We start from the raw sequence: 17,342 nt of genomic DNA on the forward strand, positions 1-17,342 counted from the left end.
GATTTCAAAATGCTGCAGCTCAATCCACGCGCAGGACGATTTTGCCGATGTGGTCGCCACCTTCCATGCGTGCATGTGCCTGGGCCGCGTCGTTCAGCGAGTAAACCTTGTCGATGATCGGCAGGCAGCGTCCGGCGGCCAGCGCCGGCCACACATGTTCGCGCAATTGCCCGGCAATCTCGGCCTTTTCCTCAGCGGTTCGCGCACGCAGCAGCGAACCAGTGATCACCGCGCGCTTGGCCATGATCGCCAGCAGGTCGATGTCGTTGGCTTTGCCGCCACCGAGAAAACCCAGCATCACCAATCGGCCATCCATCGCCAGCGCGCTGACATTACCGTTGAGGTACGAGGCGCCCATGATGTCGAGGATCGCGTTCACCCCTTGGCCAGCCGTTTTTTCGGCGATGACCGTGGCGAAATCCTGCTCGCGATAATTGATTGGCTGCCCACCCAGTTTGCTGATTGCCGCACATTTATCGACGCTGCCGGCGGTGGCAAAGGCTTCGATGCCGAATTCGCGGCAGAGCATCAGCGCGGTGGTGCCGATGCCGCTGGTGCCGCCGTGGATCAGCACGCGCTGACCACGCTGGGCGTGGCCGAGGCCAAACAGGTTGGCCCAAACGGTAAAGAACGTTTCCGGGATAGCGGCGGCCTGCACCCAATCCAGTCCTTCGGGGATCGGCAAGGTTTGCCCGGCCGGGACGTTGCAGTATTCGGCGTAACCGCCACCATTGGTCAGCGCGCAGACCTTGTCCCCCAGCGCAAACTGACTGACACCGGCACCCAGCGCCACCACTTCGCCGGCCACTTCCAGACCGGGGATCGGATTCATGCCCGGCTTCATCGGATACTTGCCGGCCCGCTGCAGGGCATCGGGACGGTTGATCCCGGCGGCATGCACGCGGATCAGCACTTCCCCGGCTGCAGCGACGGGCAGGGGCACGTGTTTGGCCTGCAAGACTTCGGGGCCACCGGGTTGAATGATTTCGATACGGGTCATTTCGCTGGGCAGTGTCATATCCGGTCCTGTTGCGTAGGAGGTCTGTAGGTGGGAGTTCAAAGGGGGGGCAATGATTCCCTGCAAAAGCATTCAAGGCATGAGAACAGTGGTGAGGATATCGGCTATCGTTGCCGCTTTAACGCAGCGATTTGGCGGCATAGTGATGCAAATTTGCATCGGCAGGAGATCAGATGAATTGGGATGACGCACGGGTGTTTCTCGCCGTCTGTCGCGAGTCGACACTGCGCGGGGCCGCGCGAGTATTGAATGTGGATCAAGCCACCGTCGGGCGGCGGATCACTGCGCTGGAAAAGTCCCTCGGCGCGACGCTGTTCCTGCGCACGTCCGAGGGCTACGCCCTGACTGCGGTAGGCGAAGCGGCGCTCAGGTCGGTGGAGAAAATGGAACACTCGGCGCTTGAGCTTGAGCGGCAGATTCAGGGCCTGGATGATCGCCTGACCGGCACGGTGCGGGTCAGCACCACCGATTCGCTGGCCATCGATTTCCTGATCCCGGCCATCGCCCGCCTGCACGAACTGCATCCGGACGTGCGCGTGCAACTGGACGCTTCCACGCAGATCCTCAGTCTGGCCAAGCGCGAGGCGGATATCGCCGTACGCAACACCCGGCCCGACAATCCGGACCTGATCGCCCGGCGCATCGCGCGCTGGCCAACCGGGTTATTCGCTTCAAAGGCTTACGTCGACGCCAATGGCGAACCCGAGCCCGGCAGTGCTTTCGCCGGGCATGACCTGGTGGTTTATCAACCGTATCTGCAGAGCAATCGGGACCTGAACCTGGTGGGGGAGCCGATCAGTCGCGGGCGAATCGTCGCCAGCCTCGGTTCCAGCCTGTTGATGCGGCGCTCGATTGCTGCGGGTATTGGTGTAGGAGAAATTCCGGTGTACATGGGCGAGCGCGACGGTCTGGTCAGGCTCTGGCCACAGCGTACCCGCCCGCAACCGTACGAAGTGTGGTTGGTGACCCATGCGGATCTGCGCCATACGGCGCGGGTGAGGGCGGTGATCGAGCAGATCGTCGAAGTGTTTGCGTCGGAAAACGAGTAAGGCGCGTTTTCTAGGCGAACTCACAAGGTCTGACGAAATGGCCTACGCCGGACGCAGAATTCGCTGGCTTGTAGGCCGAAGGACCGGGGGCTATCGTTGCCAAAGGCTGGTGCGAGGCCGCACGCTTGCACTGGAGTGACATACCACGGACGGTATCGGTAGCCCGATAAAGGTGTCGAATTGGAAGCCAGGGAATTCAGTCACTTTCAAAGCAGTGACATAACGGGTAACGGTCAGAGTACGCAAGTCATGGGCGCCATCAGTCGAGAAGAATTCAATGCCAGGATCGAGACCATCGAGACACGAATGGATGCTCGACTGGACGCGGTATCAATGAAAATTGACGGGTTTTTATCTGTTCAGGGAGAACGGGACAAAACTCAAGTCGAACGAGACAAACGCTACGACTTGATTACGCAAGAGATGCGCAGAATCGCCGACGGCGCGCAGGAAGCAGCAAGGCAGGGCGCCACCGTCAAGGCCAACGTCTGGGCAGCAACGGCCGTCCAGTTACTTGGAATAGTCACCATCGTCGTTGGGGCCTATTACGCCAATCAAGCCAACATGTACGTAGCTATACAAACCACCCTAGCGGCGGTCCAGGCGGGCAAGGATGCCCACACACCCAAATCGCCGGAGTTGCCAACGCCGCCACCACCACAATAAAAAACGGCCTTCATATGAAGGCCGTTTTTGCAGATGATAAAACCCTGCCTCATGGCATTTGCGGCAACTCCTGCGGCCGCAGATCGAACACCAGCACTTCGGCATCCACGCCATTGCTCAGGGTCAGTGCCTGTTCTTCACGAATCCGCACGCCGTCACCTTCCTGCAGTTGCACGCCGTTGAGCTCTACGCTGCCACGCGCCACATGCACGTAGGCATAACGACTGGCCGGCAGTTTCAGCGTCGCGCTTTCCTGGCCGTCGAACAGGCCGGCGTAGACACGCGCGTCCTGACGTACTTTCAGCGAGCCATCAGCGCCGTCCGGCGAGATGATCAGTTGCAGGCGACCGCGTTTTTTCTGCGCGCTGAAGTGCTCTTGCTGGTAGCGCGGCTTGGCGCCGGCCACTTCCGGCACGATCCAGATCTGCAGAAAGTGCACCGGCCGGGTGGCCGAATGGTTGAATTCGCTGTGGGCCACGCCACTGCCGGCGCTCATCAGTTGCACGTCACCGGGGCGGATCACCGAACCGGTGCCCAAGGTGTCTTTATGCTCCAGCGCGCCTTCAAGCACATAGGAAAAGATCTCCATGTCACGGTGCGGATGCTGGCCGAAACCCTTGCCGGCCGCCACGCGGTCATCGTTGATCACCAGCAGGTCGGAAAAACCCTGTTCACGCGGGTCGCGGTAGCTGGCAAAGGAAAAGGTGTGGAAGGATTTCAACCAGCCATGATTGGCGAGGCCGCGGTCGGAAGCTTTGCGAAGGGTCAGCATGATGAATTCTCCTTGCAGGACGTTGATTCGTCCGAGTGAGGAGAAGGTTACTGTTAATCGTTTGGGGCAATAAGTAGGTGGAAATTGAAATACTGTCCTGCTCAGGTTGACAGTTTTGCGGAGTCGATCACGCATTCTTTTCGCCGCTCTTTACGCACTTGGCCATAATGCGAGGCCTGCTTCCTTTTCCTTGATTTCAGTGATGTTCACCTATGAAAACCGTGGCAATGGTGCTGTTTCCCGACTTTCTTCTGCTCGACATGGCCGGCCCCATGGAGGTGTTTTCGGTCGCCAATCGCTACTTGAAAGCCGAAGATCACTACCAACTGATCACCTTGGGTACCGAACGCGGGATGCTGCGGGCTTCCAATGGCGTACAGGTACAGACCGACTCTCATATCGACGACCCGGCCCAGGCCTTCGACCTGCTGCTGGTACCGGGTGGACCGGGCGCCTATAACGAAAAACATCCGGCGCTGCTCGCCTGGTTGCAACGCTCGGTGGGGCAGGCTGGTTGCTACGGTTCGATCTGCACCGGGGCTTTTGTGCTCGGGCATGCCGGGCTGCTCGACGGTTATCGCGTGACCACGCACTGGAACTACACCGAGCGGCTGATCAAGGCGTTCCCCGAGGCGCGGGTGGAGACCGATCAGATCTACACCGAAGACCGCAATCTGATCACTTCGGGAGGCGTGACCGCCGGCATCGATCTGGCGTTGGCCGTGGTTGCCCGGGATCACGGGAAAAAAGTCGCCCAGGACGTGGCCAAGGTGCTGCTGGTGGTGATGAAACGGCAGGGCGGGCAAGCGCAGTTCAGTCCGTTGATGGCCGCGGTGGCACCACAGGAAACCGCGATCACCCGGGTGCAGAACCATGTCTTGGAACACCTCGACGAAGCGTTTACGGTCGAGCGCATGGCGGGGCTGGCGAACATGAGCACCCGGCACTTTGCGCGGCTGTTCGCGCGGGATGTGAACATGACGCCGATGGAGTTTCTGCAAAACGCCCGCATTGACTGCGCGCGTAATCTGCTGGAAACCACCGAACTGCCGTTGAAGACCGTGGCCTACAAAAGTGGTTTCGGCAGTGTGCGCCACATGCGTTTTCTGTTCGCTGAAAAGCTCGGTCTGACCCCGGCACAATACCGCCAGCAGTTCAGCTAGAGCGGTTGTGTCCGTGCGGTGCATCCGGATGTCCGTGTTGCGCCCCGTACGGAGGTTGTGCCGTCACCTGCAGCTGCCAAGATAAACGGCAACGCTTGGAAGGGAGAAGTGCTGGACGCCGAGGGCATGCTGCCCGCGCGCGCTGGCGCTGGAAAACGGCATGCACAGCCACAACGACTTACCCGCTGCATCGGTGTTGTATTTTGGGCCATACGCCTTTCATCTGCGCCAACGGTTGATCCTCGACGGGGATCGACAGTTGCGCATGGGCGGGCGCGCCCTCGATATTTTGCAGGTGCTGGTCGAACACGCCGGTCGCGTGGTGCGCAAGGAGCAGTTGATTGCCTGGGTGTGGCCGGACAGTGTGGTTGAAGAGATCAACTTGCGGGTGCACATCGCCGCGTTGCGCCGGGCGTTGGGCGATGGTGAGAACGGCCAGTGCTATATCGTCAACGTGCCGCAGTGTGGTTATAGCTTTATCGCCCCGGTGCACGGCGACAGCGTCGCGCAAGTGGTGTTCGAAACCCAGCAGGCGCCGCAACACAACCTGCCCGCACGCTTGACCCCGGTCATCGGCCGCGATTCGCTGGTCGGCAGTCTGGTGCGGCAATTGCCGCTGTGTCGCCTGATGACGTTGACGGGCCCGGCCGGCATCGGCAAATCCACGGTGGCGCTGCGGGTGGCCGAGTTGCTGTTGCAGCATTACCGCGACGGTGTCTGGTACATCGACCTGTCCATTGCCGAGGATGCGCCGTCGTTGCTCGACTACCTGCTGCACACCCTCGACACCTCGTTCGAGACGTTAGCCTCGCGTCATGCCTTGCTGGTGCTGGATAACGGCGAGCGGCGTCGTGAATCGTGCCGGGCGCTGGTGGAGCGGTTGCTGCTGGCGGCGCCGCGACTGGCGCTACTGGTCACCAGCCGCGAACCGCTGCAGGCCAATCTCGAGACCCTGCAACCGATTGCGTCATTGACCTTCCCCAAGGCATCGGTGCCAACCAGTATCGACGAGCTCATGGGCTATTCGGCGGTGCAATTGCTGATCAGCCGCGCGCGTGCCCGGCAGCACGATTTCAGCCTGCGCGAGCAGGATCTGCACACCGTGTGCGCGATCTGTCGGCGGCTGGACGGTTTACCGCTGGCCATCGAACTGGCGGCGGCGCAGATCGATGCGCTGGCGCTGGTGGGGCTGCAAGCGCAGCTGGACAACGGCCTGCGCCTGCTCAGTCATGGCCGACGCACCGCGCTGCCCCGGCATCAATCCATGAGCGCAGCGCTGGACTGGAGCTATCAGGATCTGCGCCCCTGTGAACGCCGGGTATTGCAGCGCCTGTCGGTATTCAAGATGGCCTTCACCGAGGAAGCCGCGCTGCGGGTCATTGACGGCGTGCATCTGCAGGCGGTGATCGAACGCCTGGCCACCAAGTCATGGTTGACGATCGAGCGGGGGGGCGATTCGCTGCGCTACCGCATGCTCAACACCCTTCGCTGTTATGTCCGCGAACAGTGGGAAACCAGCGTTGAACGGGTGGATAACCTGCAGCGCCTTGTCCGGTACAACGGGCGCAATCGATCAGGCGCGGGCGGACAACTGGTCACGCAACGCCTCGAGCAATAAGCGCACGTTGCGCAGGTCGGGGGTGGCGTAACCTTCGGTGAAGCGCTGATAGATCGGGGTCAGCAGCTCCAGTGCTTCGCGGTGGCGTGATTGACGCTGCCACAGTTGGGCCAAAGATGTGGCGCTGCGTAGCTCCCAGGCCAGCGCGCCTTGAGAGCGGGCGATCGCGAGAGCGTTTTGCAGGAGATGTTCTGCCTGCTCGCTGAGGCGTCCCTGCGGACAATCCGCCACATTCGCCTCATCCGCCAATAACCGCTCAGCCTCGGCCCGCAACACCTCGGCCGTGCTCCAACCTGCCGCGCCACTGCGCGCCCGCTCCAGCAACGCGTCATCGATATGGCGAGCGTCGAGCGTGACCATCAGCTCCTTGATCAGCCCGTTATCCGCCGGAGCGTCGGGCTGGGCCAGGCGCTCATCGATCACCTGCGCATAGTGCCGTCCCCAGCGATAGAACAGCAGCACTGAGTGCTTCTGGGCCTGCTCCAGCAACAGCTGCAACAGTTCACGGGCAGTCTTGGTATCGCCGTTGTAATGGGCGATCAGACAGCTGGCCAGCGCCAGGGTGTAGCAGATCGAAGTGCCGTGGTTGATCTGCACGGCGATGTCCAGCGCTTGCCGAGCGGTGCGCCATGCCTGTTCCGCAAAGCCCTGCAGCCATAAAACACGGGCGAGAATGGTCAGCGAAGCCACGCTCTGGTCGTACTGCACGCCGAAACCGTGGGTAAAGCGGTTGCGGTAGCCACTATGGGCCATGCGCTGGATCACTTGCTCGGCACTGACCCGAGCTTGCGGCTGGTCGCCGGCGAAGTGCAGGGCGAGGACGCGCAAGCGGTGAATGCTCAATGACAGCAGTGGGTCGCCGTGGCCGCCGAGACGGTCGAACTGTTCGCTTTGCAGCAATGCCGCCTGGTAATGCCCGCAACTGAGATTGACCGCCAAATGCCCGGAAATAGCGCGCAATTGCCCGGCGACATCGTGGTGCTGTTGCGCCAGTGCATTGGCCTGGGTGAACGCCTTGATGGTCTCCGGCGAACCGCCCCAGGTGTGGTAGCAGGCGCTGCCGAGTGCCAGTTGCAGAGCAATCTCCAGGCGCGGGCAGGGTTGTTCGGCGCTTTCAAGCAAGGTCAACGCCTGGCGTACATGAGCGCCATATTCCTTGAGCAATGACAGCTCTTGCCACAGCGCGGCCGACGCCGCCGTCAGGCGGATGCCGAGATGGCGCGAGCCGTTGCCGTGCAAGCTCCAGTCGAGGGCGGCGCGCAGATCTTCCAGACTTCGGGCATAGCGCTCGATCCACTGCACGGTCGGGGTGCTTTCCCACTCGGTCCGCGCCTGCTCCATCAGGGCCAGACAACGCTCGGCATGACGTTCGCGAAATGTTTCACGTTCGCCGCTGTGTTCGAGTTTTTCCAGTGCGTAGTGGCGGGTAGTGTCGAGCAGGCGATAAAACACTTCTTCATCGCCGACATCCACATTCAGCAGCGATTTAGCCACCAGTTGCGTGACCGACGCGAGTACCTGGGTGGGGTCGATGTGCTGACCGACGATCACCGCCGCGGCCGATGTCAGGCTGAAGCTGCCGCGAAACACCCCGAGGCGGCGCAGGCAAGTCTGCTCGCAAGGGGTGAGCAGGTTGAAACTCCAGTCCAGCGTGGCGTGTAGCGTCTGGTGTCGTGCATGGCGCTGGTGATTGCCCGCCGCCAGTGGGTGCAGCTGATCCTGCCATTGCTGCAGCAAGCCGCTCAGGCCGAGGCTTTCGACCTGTGCTGCCGCCAGTTCCAGGGCCAGCGGAATACCGTCCAGACGCCGGCAGATCTCCATGACCAGCGGTAAGTCGGCGTCGCTCAATTCAAAGTGTTCATGGGCGACCATCGCCCGTTCGACAAACAGTTGCAGGGCGGCAAAAGCCATCGCCTGTTCGCGATCGAGAACACTCGTCGCAGGCGGGCAGTCGAGGGATTCCAGACGCTGCACGAACTCGCCTTCAGCGCGCAGGCTTTCGCGGCTGGTGGCCAGGATGTGCACCTGCGGCGCCCCGCGCAGGAGGCTCTCGACGAGCAGTGCCACGGCATCGATCAGGTGTTCGCAGTTGTCGATTACCAGCAGCATCTGGCGCTCGCGCAAATGGTTGCTCACCCCTGCCAGCGGATCGCCGTCGTGCACTGCCAGATCCAGCAGGGTAGCCAGTTGCGAACCGATCAGCGCCGGGTCGTTGAGTGGCGCCAGATCCAGCAGACGGATGCCGTCGCGATAGCGTCCGAGCAACTGCTCGGCGACGCGCAGGGCGACGGTGGTCTTGCCGATTCCACCGGGGCCGACCAGAGTGATGCAGCGCTGTCGTGGCAGTTGCTGCATCAAGCTGTCGACCAGCGGCTGGCGACCGATCATCCGGGTGTGGCGCAGCGGCAAGTTGTGGCGACCGGGAGCCGCCTCCAGCGGCCGCTGTCCGTTGGCTTGCACCGTCAGCGGGGCAACGAAACTGTAGCCGCGCTGGGCCACGGTGACGATATAGCGCTGGCCGGCCTGACCGTCGCCCAGCGCCTTGCGCAGGGCGGCCATGTGCACCCGCAGATTGATGTCCTCGACGACACTGTCCGGCCATACACCGGCGAGCAGTTGTTGCTTGCTCACCACTTCCCCGGCATGCGCCAGCAACATCAGCAGAATATCCATGGCGCGCCGACCCAGACGCAGCGGCTGGTCACCTTCCATGACCAGCCGCTGCCCGGTGTAGATCCGATAGGGGCCGAAGCCGATGGCCTGATTCGGGGAAAGACTCAACAGCACACTCCTGCGGTGATGCGGCAATCCTGGCAAATGGACGCTGCGTGAAGATGCAGATCGTCGGGTGCAAGGTATCGCAGCATATTCCTCAGGTTTGGCCATCAGTGCAACGCCAGGCGCCTGCGTAACGCTCAAAAGGTCATGGACCGGGTCCGGGTGTCCTTGTTTTCACGCATGACCTGACAGCGCCAGGCGAATGGATTGATCCCTTCGCTGCGAGTAAACATGTGACAGAAATGTGCCTGATCGCAGAAGCCGCATTCCAGGCTGATCTGCGTCAGGCTCAGGCCGGTGTGGCGGATCAGCAGCTTGGCGCGGGCGATGCGCTGTTCGCGGATCCAGTCCTGGGGCGCCTGCCCGGTGCTGGCCTTGAACGCCCGGGAGAAATGGCTGCGTGACAGCGAGCAGGCGCGTGCCAGCTCGGCCACTTCCAGGCTTTCTCCGAGGCGTTCGTGGATCAGTTGTTTGACCTGCCGCTCCCGTTGCGGGCTGAGGCCGCCGGTGAGCGGCTTGCGGGTTTCGCTGGCAGGGGCGAGGGCGACTGATTGCTGTAAAAGAGCCATGGCCAAAGTCCGTGTCGTGGGGGCAAAAACAACGCTGCGCAGAGGCCTTCATTGTTAAGACGGGAGAGGCAGGCTGACGAGTTAATCGTTGTTAATTCGCAGGCCTGACCCGGATGCAAACCGCCGTTGATCGGGTAAAGTGCTCAGCACTTGCGACTGGTCTTAGAAGGAATTGCAGCCTATGAACCGTAACGATCTGCGTCGCGTCGACATGAACCTGCTGGTGATTTTCGAAGCGCTGATGTTCGAAAAGAACCTGACCCGCGTCGCCGAAAAACTGTTCATGGGCCAACCGGCAGTCAGCGCCGCGCTGGGGCGGTTGCGCGACCTGTTCGATGATCCGTTGCTGCTGCGCAACGGCCGCAGCATGGAACCGACCGCCCGCGCGCTGGCGATTCTGCAGGAGCTGCAACCGGCGATGGATGTGATCTCCGGCGCGGTCAGCCGGGCCAAGGAATTCGACCCGGCGAGCAGTTGCGACGTGTTCCGCATCGGCCTGTCGGACGACGCCGAATTCGGTCTGTTTCCGCCGCTGCTGCGACAGCTCCAGCAAGAGGCGCCGGGCATCGTTGTGGTGGTACGGCGCGCCAACTATCTGCTGATGCCGGCGCTGCTGGCGTCCGGGGAAATCTCGGTCGGCGTCAGTTACACCACCGATCTGCCGGCCAACGCCAAGCGCAAAAAACTGCGCGACATTCCCTGCAAAGTGCTGCGAGGTGATGATCGCCCCGGGCCGCTGACGCTGGACGAATACTGCGAGCGCCCGCACGCGATGGTGTCGTTCTCCGGCGACCTGAGCGGCAACATCGACCTGGATCTGGCCAAGGTTGGCCGGCGTCGGCGCGTGGTGCTCGGCGTGCCGCAGTTCAGCGGTTTGCGTGCGCTGCTCGCCGGCACTGAAATGATTGCCACCGTGCCGGACTATGCCGCGTGTGCGCTGGTCGAAGGCTGCGCGTTGCGCGCTGAAGATCCACCGTTCCCGATCGACGCCGCCCAGCTGTCGATGGCCTGGAGCGGGGTGCATGACAACGACCCGGCCGAGCGCTGGCTGCGCTCGCGAATCAGCCAGTTCATGGCGGCGCCGCTGGATATCCCATCCGCCTGACATCTTCTCCGTGTAGGAGCTGCCGAAGGCTGCGATCTTTTGATTTTGTTGTTGAAGATCAAAAGATCGCAGCCTGCGGCAGCTCCTACAGCACATCCATGCAATTTTCCTGCGCCTGCAAGGAGCATGATTCAACCCGATAAGGATTAGAGGGTAGGGTCATGAGCGCATCACAACACGATGAACAGGCACAGGATGTCGGTCTGCTGTTTCTGCGGGTCAGCGGCGGGCTGTTCCTGCTGTGGGTCCACGGTTTGCCCAAGCTGCTGGACTTCAACGCGCAATTGCAGCAGATCGAAGACCCGTTCCACCTCGGCGCGCACCTGACCTTATGCCTGGCGATTTTCGCTGAAGTCCTCTGTCCGCTACTGATCGTCGCCGGGGTGCTGGCGCGATTGGCCTGCTTGCCTATTCTCTTTGTTCTGCTGGTGGCGCTGCTGGTCGTGCATCCGCAATGGAGTGTGGCCGAGGGGCAGTTCGGCTGGTTGCTGTTGATCCTGTTCGCCACTGTGTTCATCGCCGGGCCGGGACGCCTGGCGCTCAATGTTCGTCTGCCCGGAGTGCTGCGTTATGCCTGAAGCCCTGAGTCCAAAAGCACCGGGGGTCGGTGAAACCGTGACCCTGATCGTCAAGCACCGGGTCAAGGCCGGGTTTGAACAGCCTTACGAAGCATGGTTGCGCAACATCGTCCGGGTCGCCGGGCAGCGCGACGGCCACCTCGGGGTCGACGTGGTGCGCGGCAAGCTGGCCGGTCTCGACACCTACACCTGCGTCCTGCGCTTTTGCTCCACCGAGGCCATGCAGCTGTGGCTGGAATCGCCGCAGCGTCAGGCGCTGGTGGATGAGGCGGCGCCGATGCTCGCCGATGGCGACCAGACTGAAGTCGCACCGGTCAACGAATTCTGGTTCGCGCCGCTGGCCGATGCCGCGAAGCCGCCGCCGCGCTGGAAGCAAGCGGTGATCACACTGTTGGTGATTCTGCCGCACACGCTGCTGGTGCCGCTGATCTGGGGGCCGCTGCTCAAGCTGCACCCGCTGCTTGCCAACTACGTGGTTGCCACGTTCCTGATCACCCTGACCATCGTCCTGTCGGTGGTGTACGTGTTCATGCCCCGCGTGACCCGGTTGTTCGCGCCGTGGCTGGAAGCCGGTCAGGCCCATGCTCACGTCGACCCCGCCAAACAGCCGTCACGCTGACACCCATTCATCTACTCGAAAGGAACTGCGATGAACGCCGATCTGATTCTGTTCAATGGCCAATTTCATACCGTAGACCGCAGCAAGCCGCTGGCCAGTGCCGTGGCGATCAAGGACGGGCGCTTTGTCGTCGTCGGTAACGACACCCAGGCCATGGCCCTGCGCGGTGCAGCCACGCAAGTGATCGACCTGCACGGGCGCTGCGTGATCCCCGGCCTCAACGACTCGCACCTGCACCTGATCCGTGGCGGCCTCAACTACAACCTCGAACTGCGTTGGGAAGGCGTGCCGTCGCTGGCCGATGCACTGCGCATGCTCAAGGAACAGGCCGATCGCACGCCGACTCCGCAATGGGTGCGTGTGGTCGGTGGCTGGAACGAATTCCAGTTCGCCGAAAAACGCATGCCGACCCTTGAAGAACTCAACCAGGCGGCGCCGGACACCCCGGTGTTCGTTCTGCACCTGTACGACCGTGCGCTGCTCAACCGCGCCGCACTGCGCGTCGCCGGTTACACCCGCGACACGCCGAACCCGCCGGGCGGCGAGATCGTGCGTGATGCCAACGGCAACCCGACCGGCATGCTGGTGGCAAAACCCAACGCGATGATTCTGTACTCGACGCTGGCCAAGGGGCCGAAGCTGCCGCTGGAATATCAGGTCAACTCGACCCGCCAGTTCATGCGCGAACTCAATCGCCTCGGCCTGACCAGCGCGATCGATGCCGGCGGTGGTTTCCAGAATTATCCCGACGACTATCAGGTGATCGAGCAACTGGCCAAGGACGACCAGTTGACCGTGCGCATCGCCTACAACCTGTTCACCCAGAAGCCCAAAGAAGAGCTGGCCGACTTTCAGAACTGGACCGGCAGCGTCAAGTTGCACCAGGGCGACGATTACCTGCGGCACAACGGCGCCGGCGAGATGCTGGTGTTCTCCGCCGCCGACTTCGAAGACTTCCTCGAACCGCGCCCGGACCTGCCGCAGACCATGGAGCAGGAGCTGGAACCGGTGGTGCGCCATCTGGTCGAGCAGCGCTGGCCGTTCCGTTTGCACGCCACGTACAACGAGTCGATCAGCCGCATGCTCGACGTGTTCGAGAAGGTCAATCGCGACATTCCGTTCAACGGTCTGCCGTGGTTCTTCGACCACGCCGAAACCATCACCCCGCAGAACATCGAACGGGTGAGGGCGCTGGGTGGCGGTATCGCGATTCAGGATCGCATGGCGTTCCAAGGTGAATACTTCGTCGACCGTTACGGCGCGAAAGCCGCCGAAGCCACGCCGCCGATCAAACGCATGCTTGCCGAAGGCGTGCCGGTGGGCGCCGGTACCGACGCCACGCGGGTGTCCAGCTACAACCCGTGGACTTCGCTGTACTGGATGGTCAGCGGCCGCACCGTTGGTGGTCTGGCCTTGTACGAAGAAGGTCTGCCACGCACTACCGCACTGGAACTGTTCACCCACGGCAGCGCCTGGTTCTCGTCGGAACAGGACAACAAGGGCCAGATCAAGGTCGGGCAACTGGCGGATCTGGCGGCGCTGAGTGCGGACTTCTTCCATGTCGAGGAAGAAGCGATCAAGTGGATCGAGTCGGTGCTGACCGTGGTCGGCGGCAAGATCGTCTACGCCGCCGGCGATTTCGAAGACCTCGGTCCACGCTCGATCCCCGTGCTGCCGGACTGGTCGCCGGTGGTCAAAGTGCCGGGCCACTGGCGCCCGAACTCGCCTTTGCAGGCGCAGGTGCACCAGTGCGTCGGTGCCTGCGCGGTGCACGCGCACAGCCATGAAAAGGCCCGACTGTCGAACGCACCGGTCAGCGACTTCGCCGGTTTCTGGGGCGCGTTCGGCTGTTCCTGTTTCGCTTTCTGATCCCTACAAAAAAGCGCCGGCCAACCGGCACGGCGCTTCCTGCAACATCCATCCCAAGGAGTTTCCCATGAGCGTTCCCTACAAGCGTCTGAACAAAGATGATGCGGTCGTGCTGCTGGTCGATCACCAGACCGGTCTGATCTCGCTGGTGCAGGACTTCACCCCCAACGAGTTCAAGAACAACGTGCTGGCGCTGGGCGACATCGCCAAGTTCTTCAAGCTGCCGACCATCCTCACCACCAGCTTCGACGCCGGCCCCAACGGCCCGATCGTGCCTGAGCTGCGCGAGCAGTTTCCGGACGCGCCGTTCATTCAGCGCCCGGGCCAGATCAATGCCTGGGACAACGAAGACTTCGTCAAAGCGATCAAGGCCACCGGCCGCAAACAACTGATCATCGCCGGTGTGGTGACGGACGTTTGCGTGGCATTCCCGACCCTGTCGGCCATCGCCGAAGGTTTCGAAGTGTTCGTGGTGACCGATTCTTCCGGCACCTTCAACACCACCGTGCAACAAGCGGCGTGGGCGCGGATGTCGGCTGCCGGCGCGCACTTGCTGAACTGGTTCTCGGTGGCGTGCGAGCTGCAAGGCGACTGGCGCAACGACATGGAAGGCCTGGCGCATCTGCTGTCCGAACGCCTGCCGAACTATCGTAACCTGATCAACAGCTACACCAAGTTCACGGCCAAGTAATTGCTTGAACTGAAAGTGCCCGCTTGATTGCGGGCATTTTCATGTGCAGTAAAAAGTGGCGCAATCCACCACCCTCTGTGGCGAGGGAGCTTGCTCCCGCTGGGCTGCGCAGCAGTCCCCGAAATCTTGTGAGCGCTGCGCACTCAAGCGGGAGCAAGCTCCCTCGCCACAAGGTTTGGCGTTCACCTGTTTGACAGGGCTAGCGTTTTTGCAGCCAACCCAGAAAACCACCCTTGCGCACCGCCACCGGTTTGGCCATCAACGCCAGTCGGCTGTTCTGCTGTCGCACGGCTTGCAATTTGTTCAACGCCTGGCCGACTTCGCTGCGCTGTTCCATGCACTGACGGGTCAGGGCTTTGTCGAGGCGGTAGATGATGCTTGATGTCAGTGCGGTGAACGTCGCTTGCGACGGCGTATCGGCGAGGATGCTCTGTTCGCCCATGACCTCGCTCGGCCCCATGCGCCCGGCCTCGGTCTGTCCGCTGCCATCGGGCACGGTTGCACTGACCACGCCAGTGGCGATGACAAACAGACTGTCGGGCACTTCATCCAGATCCAGCACCACCTGACCGGCCGCGTACCGCTGCGCGACCATCGATTCGGCGAGGCGATCACGTTCCTCATGACTCAGCGAGCGGAAGATTTTCACTTCATCGAGCAACGCCCGGGCGCGGGTCGAGGGTTCGATCACGCCATCAGGGTGCCGGGAAATACCTGCCGCTTCGAGATGCCGGTGGGCGAGGTCGAACAGTTGATTGCGCACTTCGCCTTTCTTGCCCAGTTCACTGATGAAGCCGCTGGCAACGTATTCGGACATCTCTTCACCGGCCTCTTTCAACACGGCTTTGGGCGGCGGATTGAGCAGCAGGCTGCTGCTGCCCTGCAAGGTGCGGTCGAGGGCGTCGAGCACCCGCCGCGGGCGAATGTGATTGGGCACCTTGATGCTGATCGAAACCCCGTGCAGGTTGGTCGGGCGACTGAGATTGACGATTTTCGCCTTGGCCGCCACCGAGTTCGGCACCACGGCCAGGGTGCCGGTGCTGGTCAGCAAGTGCGTGGCGCGCCAGTCGATGTCGATGACCTTGCCCTCGACACCGTCGATCACCACGAAATCGTCGACCTGATACGGCTTGGTGGTGTTGAGCACGATCCCCGAGAAAACGTCGCTCAAGGTGCTTTGCAACGCCAGACCAACGACGATCGCCACCACCCCGGAAGTCGCCAGCAAACCTTTGACCGGCAGTTCCAGCACATAGCCGGCGGCCGCGACGATCGCCGCCAGAAACACCAGCGCGCCGATCACGTCCTGCAACAGCCGACCGCTGTGGCCGATGCGCCGCATCAGGATCAGGCCGATCACCTCGGTGAGCACCCGCGCAGCGTACACCCACCAGACAATCCCCAGCGCCGTTGCGCCCAGTTGCATCACCCGGTCATCGGCGAACAGCGGCGCCTGCAACGGGCTGATCTCGGCGTTTATGATCAATGCGCTGAACGCCAGAAACAGCGCCAGGCGAATGCCGACTCCCGGTGCGCGATGCCTGAACGGGGCGAGGTGCCAGAGCAGTGCATCGAGCAGCAGCAGGGCGGCGCTCCAGGACAGTGGGTGGGTGAGGAGGATGGACATGATGTGCTCCACGATGATGAGCGCTGTCGTGGCGAGGGAGCTTGCTCCCGCTTGAGTGCGCAGCGCTCACAAAAACTTGGGGCCGCTGCGCAGCCCAGCGGGAGCAAGCTCCCTCGCCACAGAATGTGGTTGGGCAAAAAACTCGCCACACCGTCAGGTGTGGCGAGTGAGGGGGCCTCAGTTCAGATGCGTCTTCAGCTCCGCCGCGGCCTGCCGCACGGCCGCTTTCACTTCCGGAATCTGACTCAGCGGGTTAAGCAGGCCAAAGTCATGAATCATCCCGTTGTAACGCACCGACGTCACCGGCACACCAGCTGCATCCAGATGCCGTGCGTAGCCTTCACCTTCGTCGCGCAACACGTCGAATTCGGCGGTTTGTATCAACGCGGCGGGCAGGCCCTTGAGCTGTTCGCTGCTGGCGTTCAGTGGCGAGGCGTGGATCTGCGCGCGATCGGCCGGGTTGGTGGTGTAGTTGTCCCAGAACCACTGCATCATGCCTTTGGTGAGGAAATGGCCCTCGGCAAACTGCTGGTACGACGCATCGTCGAACTGCGCGTTGGTCACCGGCCACATCAGCAGCTGGAAGCGCAGGGCCGGGCTCTGCTTTTCTTTGGCCATCAGCGCCACGACCGCCGCCATGTTGCCGCCGACGCTGTTGCCGGCCACCGCCAGACGCTTGCCGTCGACCCCGATCTGCTTGCCGTTTTTCGCGACCCATTGGGTCGCGGCGTAAGCCTGATTGATCGCTGTCGGATACTGCGCTTCCGGCGACGGCGTGTAATCGACGTACACCGCGACCGCTCCAGAACCGACCACCAGATCGCGAATCAAGCGTTGGTGGGTCGGGTAATCGCCCAACACCCAACCGCCACCATGGAAAAACATGAACACCGGCAATTCGCCTTTGACCTTGGCCGGCCGCACCACTTTGAGGTTGATCGTCTGGCCATCGACCTTGATTGCCTTGTCGCTGACTTCAACTCCGGACAGGTCGACTTGTACCGACGCTTGCGCACCGGTCAGCACCGCACGAGCATCCTTCGGGCTCAGTTGTTCCAGCGGTTTGCCGCCGCCGGCGGCGAGGGCTTCGAGGAACGCCTGGGTCTGGTGTTCGACACCAGGGCTGCCAGCGGCGAAAGCGTTGCCGATGGACAGGGCGAGGAGGGATGCGGTCAGGGTTTTTTTGATGTTCATGCTCAATTCCATTTTCGAAAGTTATT

The 17,342-nt window shown here is 62.1% G+C and carries 15 protein-coding genes; 9 read left to right on the forward strand and 6 right to left on the reverse strand.

Annotated elements, in window-relative coordinates:
- Positions 1-19 precede the first annotated feature (19 nt).
- The gene (locus ACIP8I_RS20060) at positions 20-1,018 is read right to left on the reverse strand and encodes an NAD(P)H-quinone oxidoreductase (protein WP_400763294.1); all 999 of its coding nucleotides are present in this window, start codon (positions 1,016-1,018) and stop codon (positions 20-22) included.
- Between the two features lie 173 nt (positions 1,019-1,191).
- Between ACIP8I_RS20060 and ACIP8I_RS20065 the strand changes: the two genes are divergently transcribed.
- Both ACIP8I_RS20065 and ACIP8I_RS20070 read left to right on the forward strand, forming a co-directional pair.
- Positions 1,192-2,067 (forward strand): LysR family transcriptional regulator, encoded by an 876-nt coding sequence (locus ACIP8I_RS20065; RefSeq protein WP_400763296.1) that lies wholly within the window; start codon positions 1,192-1,194, stop codon positions 2,065-2,067.
- Between the two features lie 249 nt (positions 2,068-2,316).
- Complete coding sequence (locus ACIP8I_RS20070; protein WP_400763298.1) at positions 2,317-2,733, forward strand: hypothetical protein; 417 nt, start codon at positions 2,317-2,319, stop codon at positions 2,731-2,733.
- Between the two features lie 49 nt (positions 2,734-2,782).
- On the opposite strand, the gene ACIP8I_RS20075 is transcribed toward ACIP8I_RS20070, so the two are convergent.
- Complete coding sequence (locus tag ACIP8I_RS20075) at positions 2,783-3,505, reverse strand: pirin family protein (RefSeq protein ID WP_400763300.1); 723 nt, start codon at positions 3,503-3,505, stop codon at positions 2,783-2,785.
- A 212-nt stretch (positions 3,506-3,717) separates the two neighbouring features.
- Between ACIP8I_RS20075 and ACIP8I_RS20080 the strand changes: the two genes are divergently transcribed.
- Together ACIP8I_RS20080 and ACIP8I_RS20085 are read left to right on the forward strand one after the other, a co-directional pair.
- The gene (locus ACIP8I_RS20080) at positions 3,718-4,668 is read left to right on the forward strand and encodes a GlxA family transcriptional regulator (protein WP_400763302.1); all 951 of its coding nucleotides are present in this window, start codon (positions 3,718-3,720) and stop codon (positions 4,666-4,668) included.
- Positions 4,669-4,828: 160 nt separating this feature from the next.
- Positions 4,829-6,286, forward strand: coding sequence for an ATP-binding protein (locus ACIP8I_RS20085; RefSeq protein WP_400763304.1), 1,458 nt, complete (start codon positions 4,829-4,831; stop codon positions 6,284-6,286).
- On the opposite strand, the gene ACIP8I_RS20090 is transcribed toward ACIP8I_RS20085, so the two are convergent.
- Together ACIP8I_RS20090 and ACIP8I_RS20095 are read right to left on the reverse strand one after the other, a co-directional pair.
- The gene (locus ACIP8I_RS20090) at positions 6,242-9,067 is read right to left on the reverse strand and encodes an ATP-binding protein (RefSeq protein WP_400763306.1); all 2,826 of its coding nucleotides are present in this window, start codon (positions 9,065-9,067) and stop codon (positions 6,242-6,244) included. The two genes, ACIP8I_RS20085 and ACIP8I_RS20090, sit on opposite strands and share 45 nt — an antisense overlap.
- A gap of 134 nt (positions 9,068-9,201) precedes the next feature.
- Complete coding sequence (locus tag ACIP8I_RS20095; RefSeq protein ID WP_400763308.1) at positions 9,202-9,633, reverse strand: helix-turn-helix domain-containing protein; 432 nt, start codon at positions 9,631-9,633, stop codon at positions 9,202-9,204.
- 181 nt (positions 9,634-9,814) lie between these two features.
- Here ACIP8I_RS20095 and ACIP8I_RS20100 point away from each other — a divergent pair, with 181 nt between their 5' ends.
- The 5 genes from ACIP8I_RS20100 (at position 9,815) to ycaC (ending at position 14,495) form a co-directional block, all read left to right on the forward strand.
- A complete protein-coding gene (locus ACIP8I_RS20100; protein WP_400763310.1) occupies positions 9,815-10,738 on the forward strand; it encodes a LysR substrate-binding domain-containing protein in 924 nt (307 codons plus the stop codon).
- 161 nt (positions 10,739-10,899) lie between these two features.
- Positions 10,900-11,316, forward strand: coding sequence for a DoxX family protein (locus ACIP8I_RS20105; protein ID WP_098964597.1), 417 nt, complete (start codon positions 10,900-10,902; stop codon positions 11,314-11,316).
- On the forward strand, positions 11,309-11,935 hold the full coding sequence (locus ACIP8I_RS20110) for an antibiotic biosynthesis monooxygenase (protein ID WP_400763312.1): 627 nt from the start codon (positions 11,309-11,311) through the stop codon (positions 11,933-11,935). The genes ACIP8I_RS20105 and ACIP8I_RS20110 overlap by 8 nt, the downstream gene beginning before the upstream one ends.
- Before the next feature lie 30 nt (positions 11,936-11,965).
- Positions 11,966-13,804 carry an amidohydrolase gene (locus ACIP8I_RS20115; RefSeq protein WP_400763314.1) on the forward strand — a complete coding sequence of 613 codons (1,839 nt, stop codon included), beginning with the start codon at positions 11,966-11,968 and terminating at the stop codon, positions 13,802-13,804.
- Positions 13,805-13,871: 67 nt separating this feature from the next.
- Positions 13,872-14,495: an isochorismate family cysteine hydrolase YcaC gene (ycaC, locus tag ACIP8I_RS20120; protein ID WP_007961287.1), complete on the forward strand. Its 624-nt coding sequence runs from the start codon at positions 13,872-13,874 to the stop codon at positions 14,493-14,495.
- Positions 14,496-14,694: 199 nt separating this feature from the next.
- Here ycaC and ACIP8I_RS20125 read toward each other — a convergent pair whose 3' ends face one another.
- Both ACIP8I_RS20125 and ACIP8I_RS20130 read right to left on the reverse strand, forming a co-directional pair.
- On the reverse strand, positions 14,695-16,122 hold the full coding sequence (locus tag ACIP8I_RS20125; RefSeq protein ID WP_400763316.1) for a mechanosensitive ion channel family protein: 1,428 nt from the start codon (positions 16,120-16,122) through the stop codon (positions 14,695-14,697).
- Between the two features lie 177 nt (positions 16,123-16,299).
- Positions 16,300-17,316 carry an alpha/beta hydrolase gene (locus ACIP8I_RS20130; RefSeq protein WP_400763318.1) on the reverse strand — a complete coding sequence of 339 codons (1,017 nt, stop codon included), beginning with the start codon at positions 17,314-17,316 and terminating at the stop codon, positions 16,300-16,302.
- Positions 17,317-17,342: the final 26 nt, after the last annotated feature.

It is taken from the genome of Pseudomonas sp. NPDC088414 (assembly GCF_044753325.1).
Taxonomy (GTDB): Bacteria; Pseudomonadota; Gammaproteobacteria; order Pseudomonadales; family Pseudomonadaceae; genus Aquipseudomonas.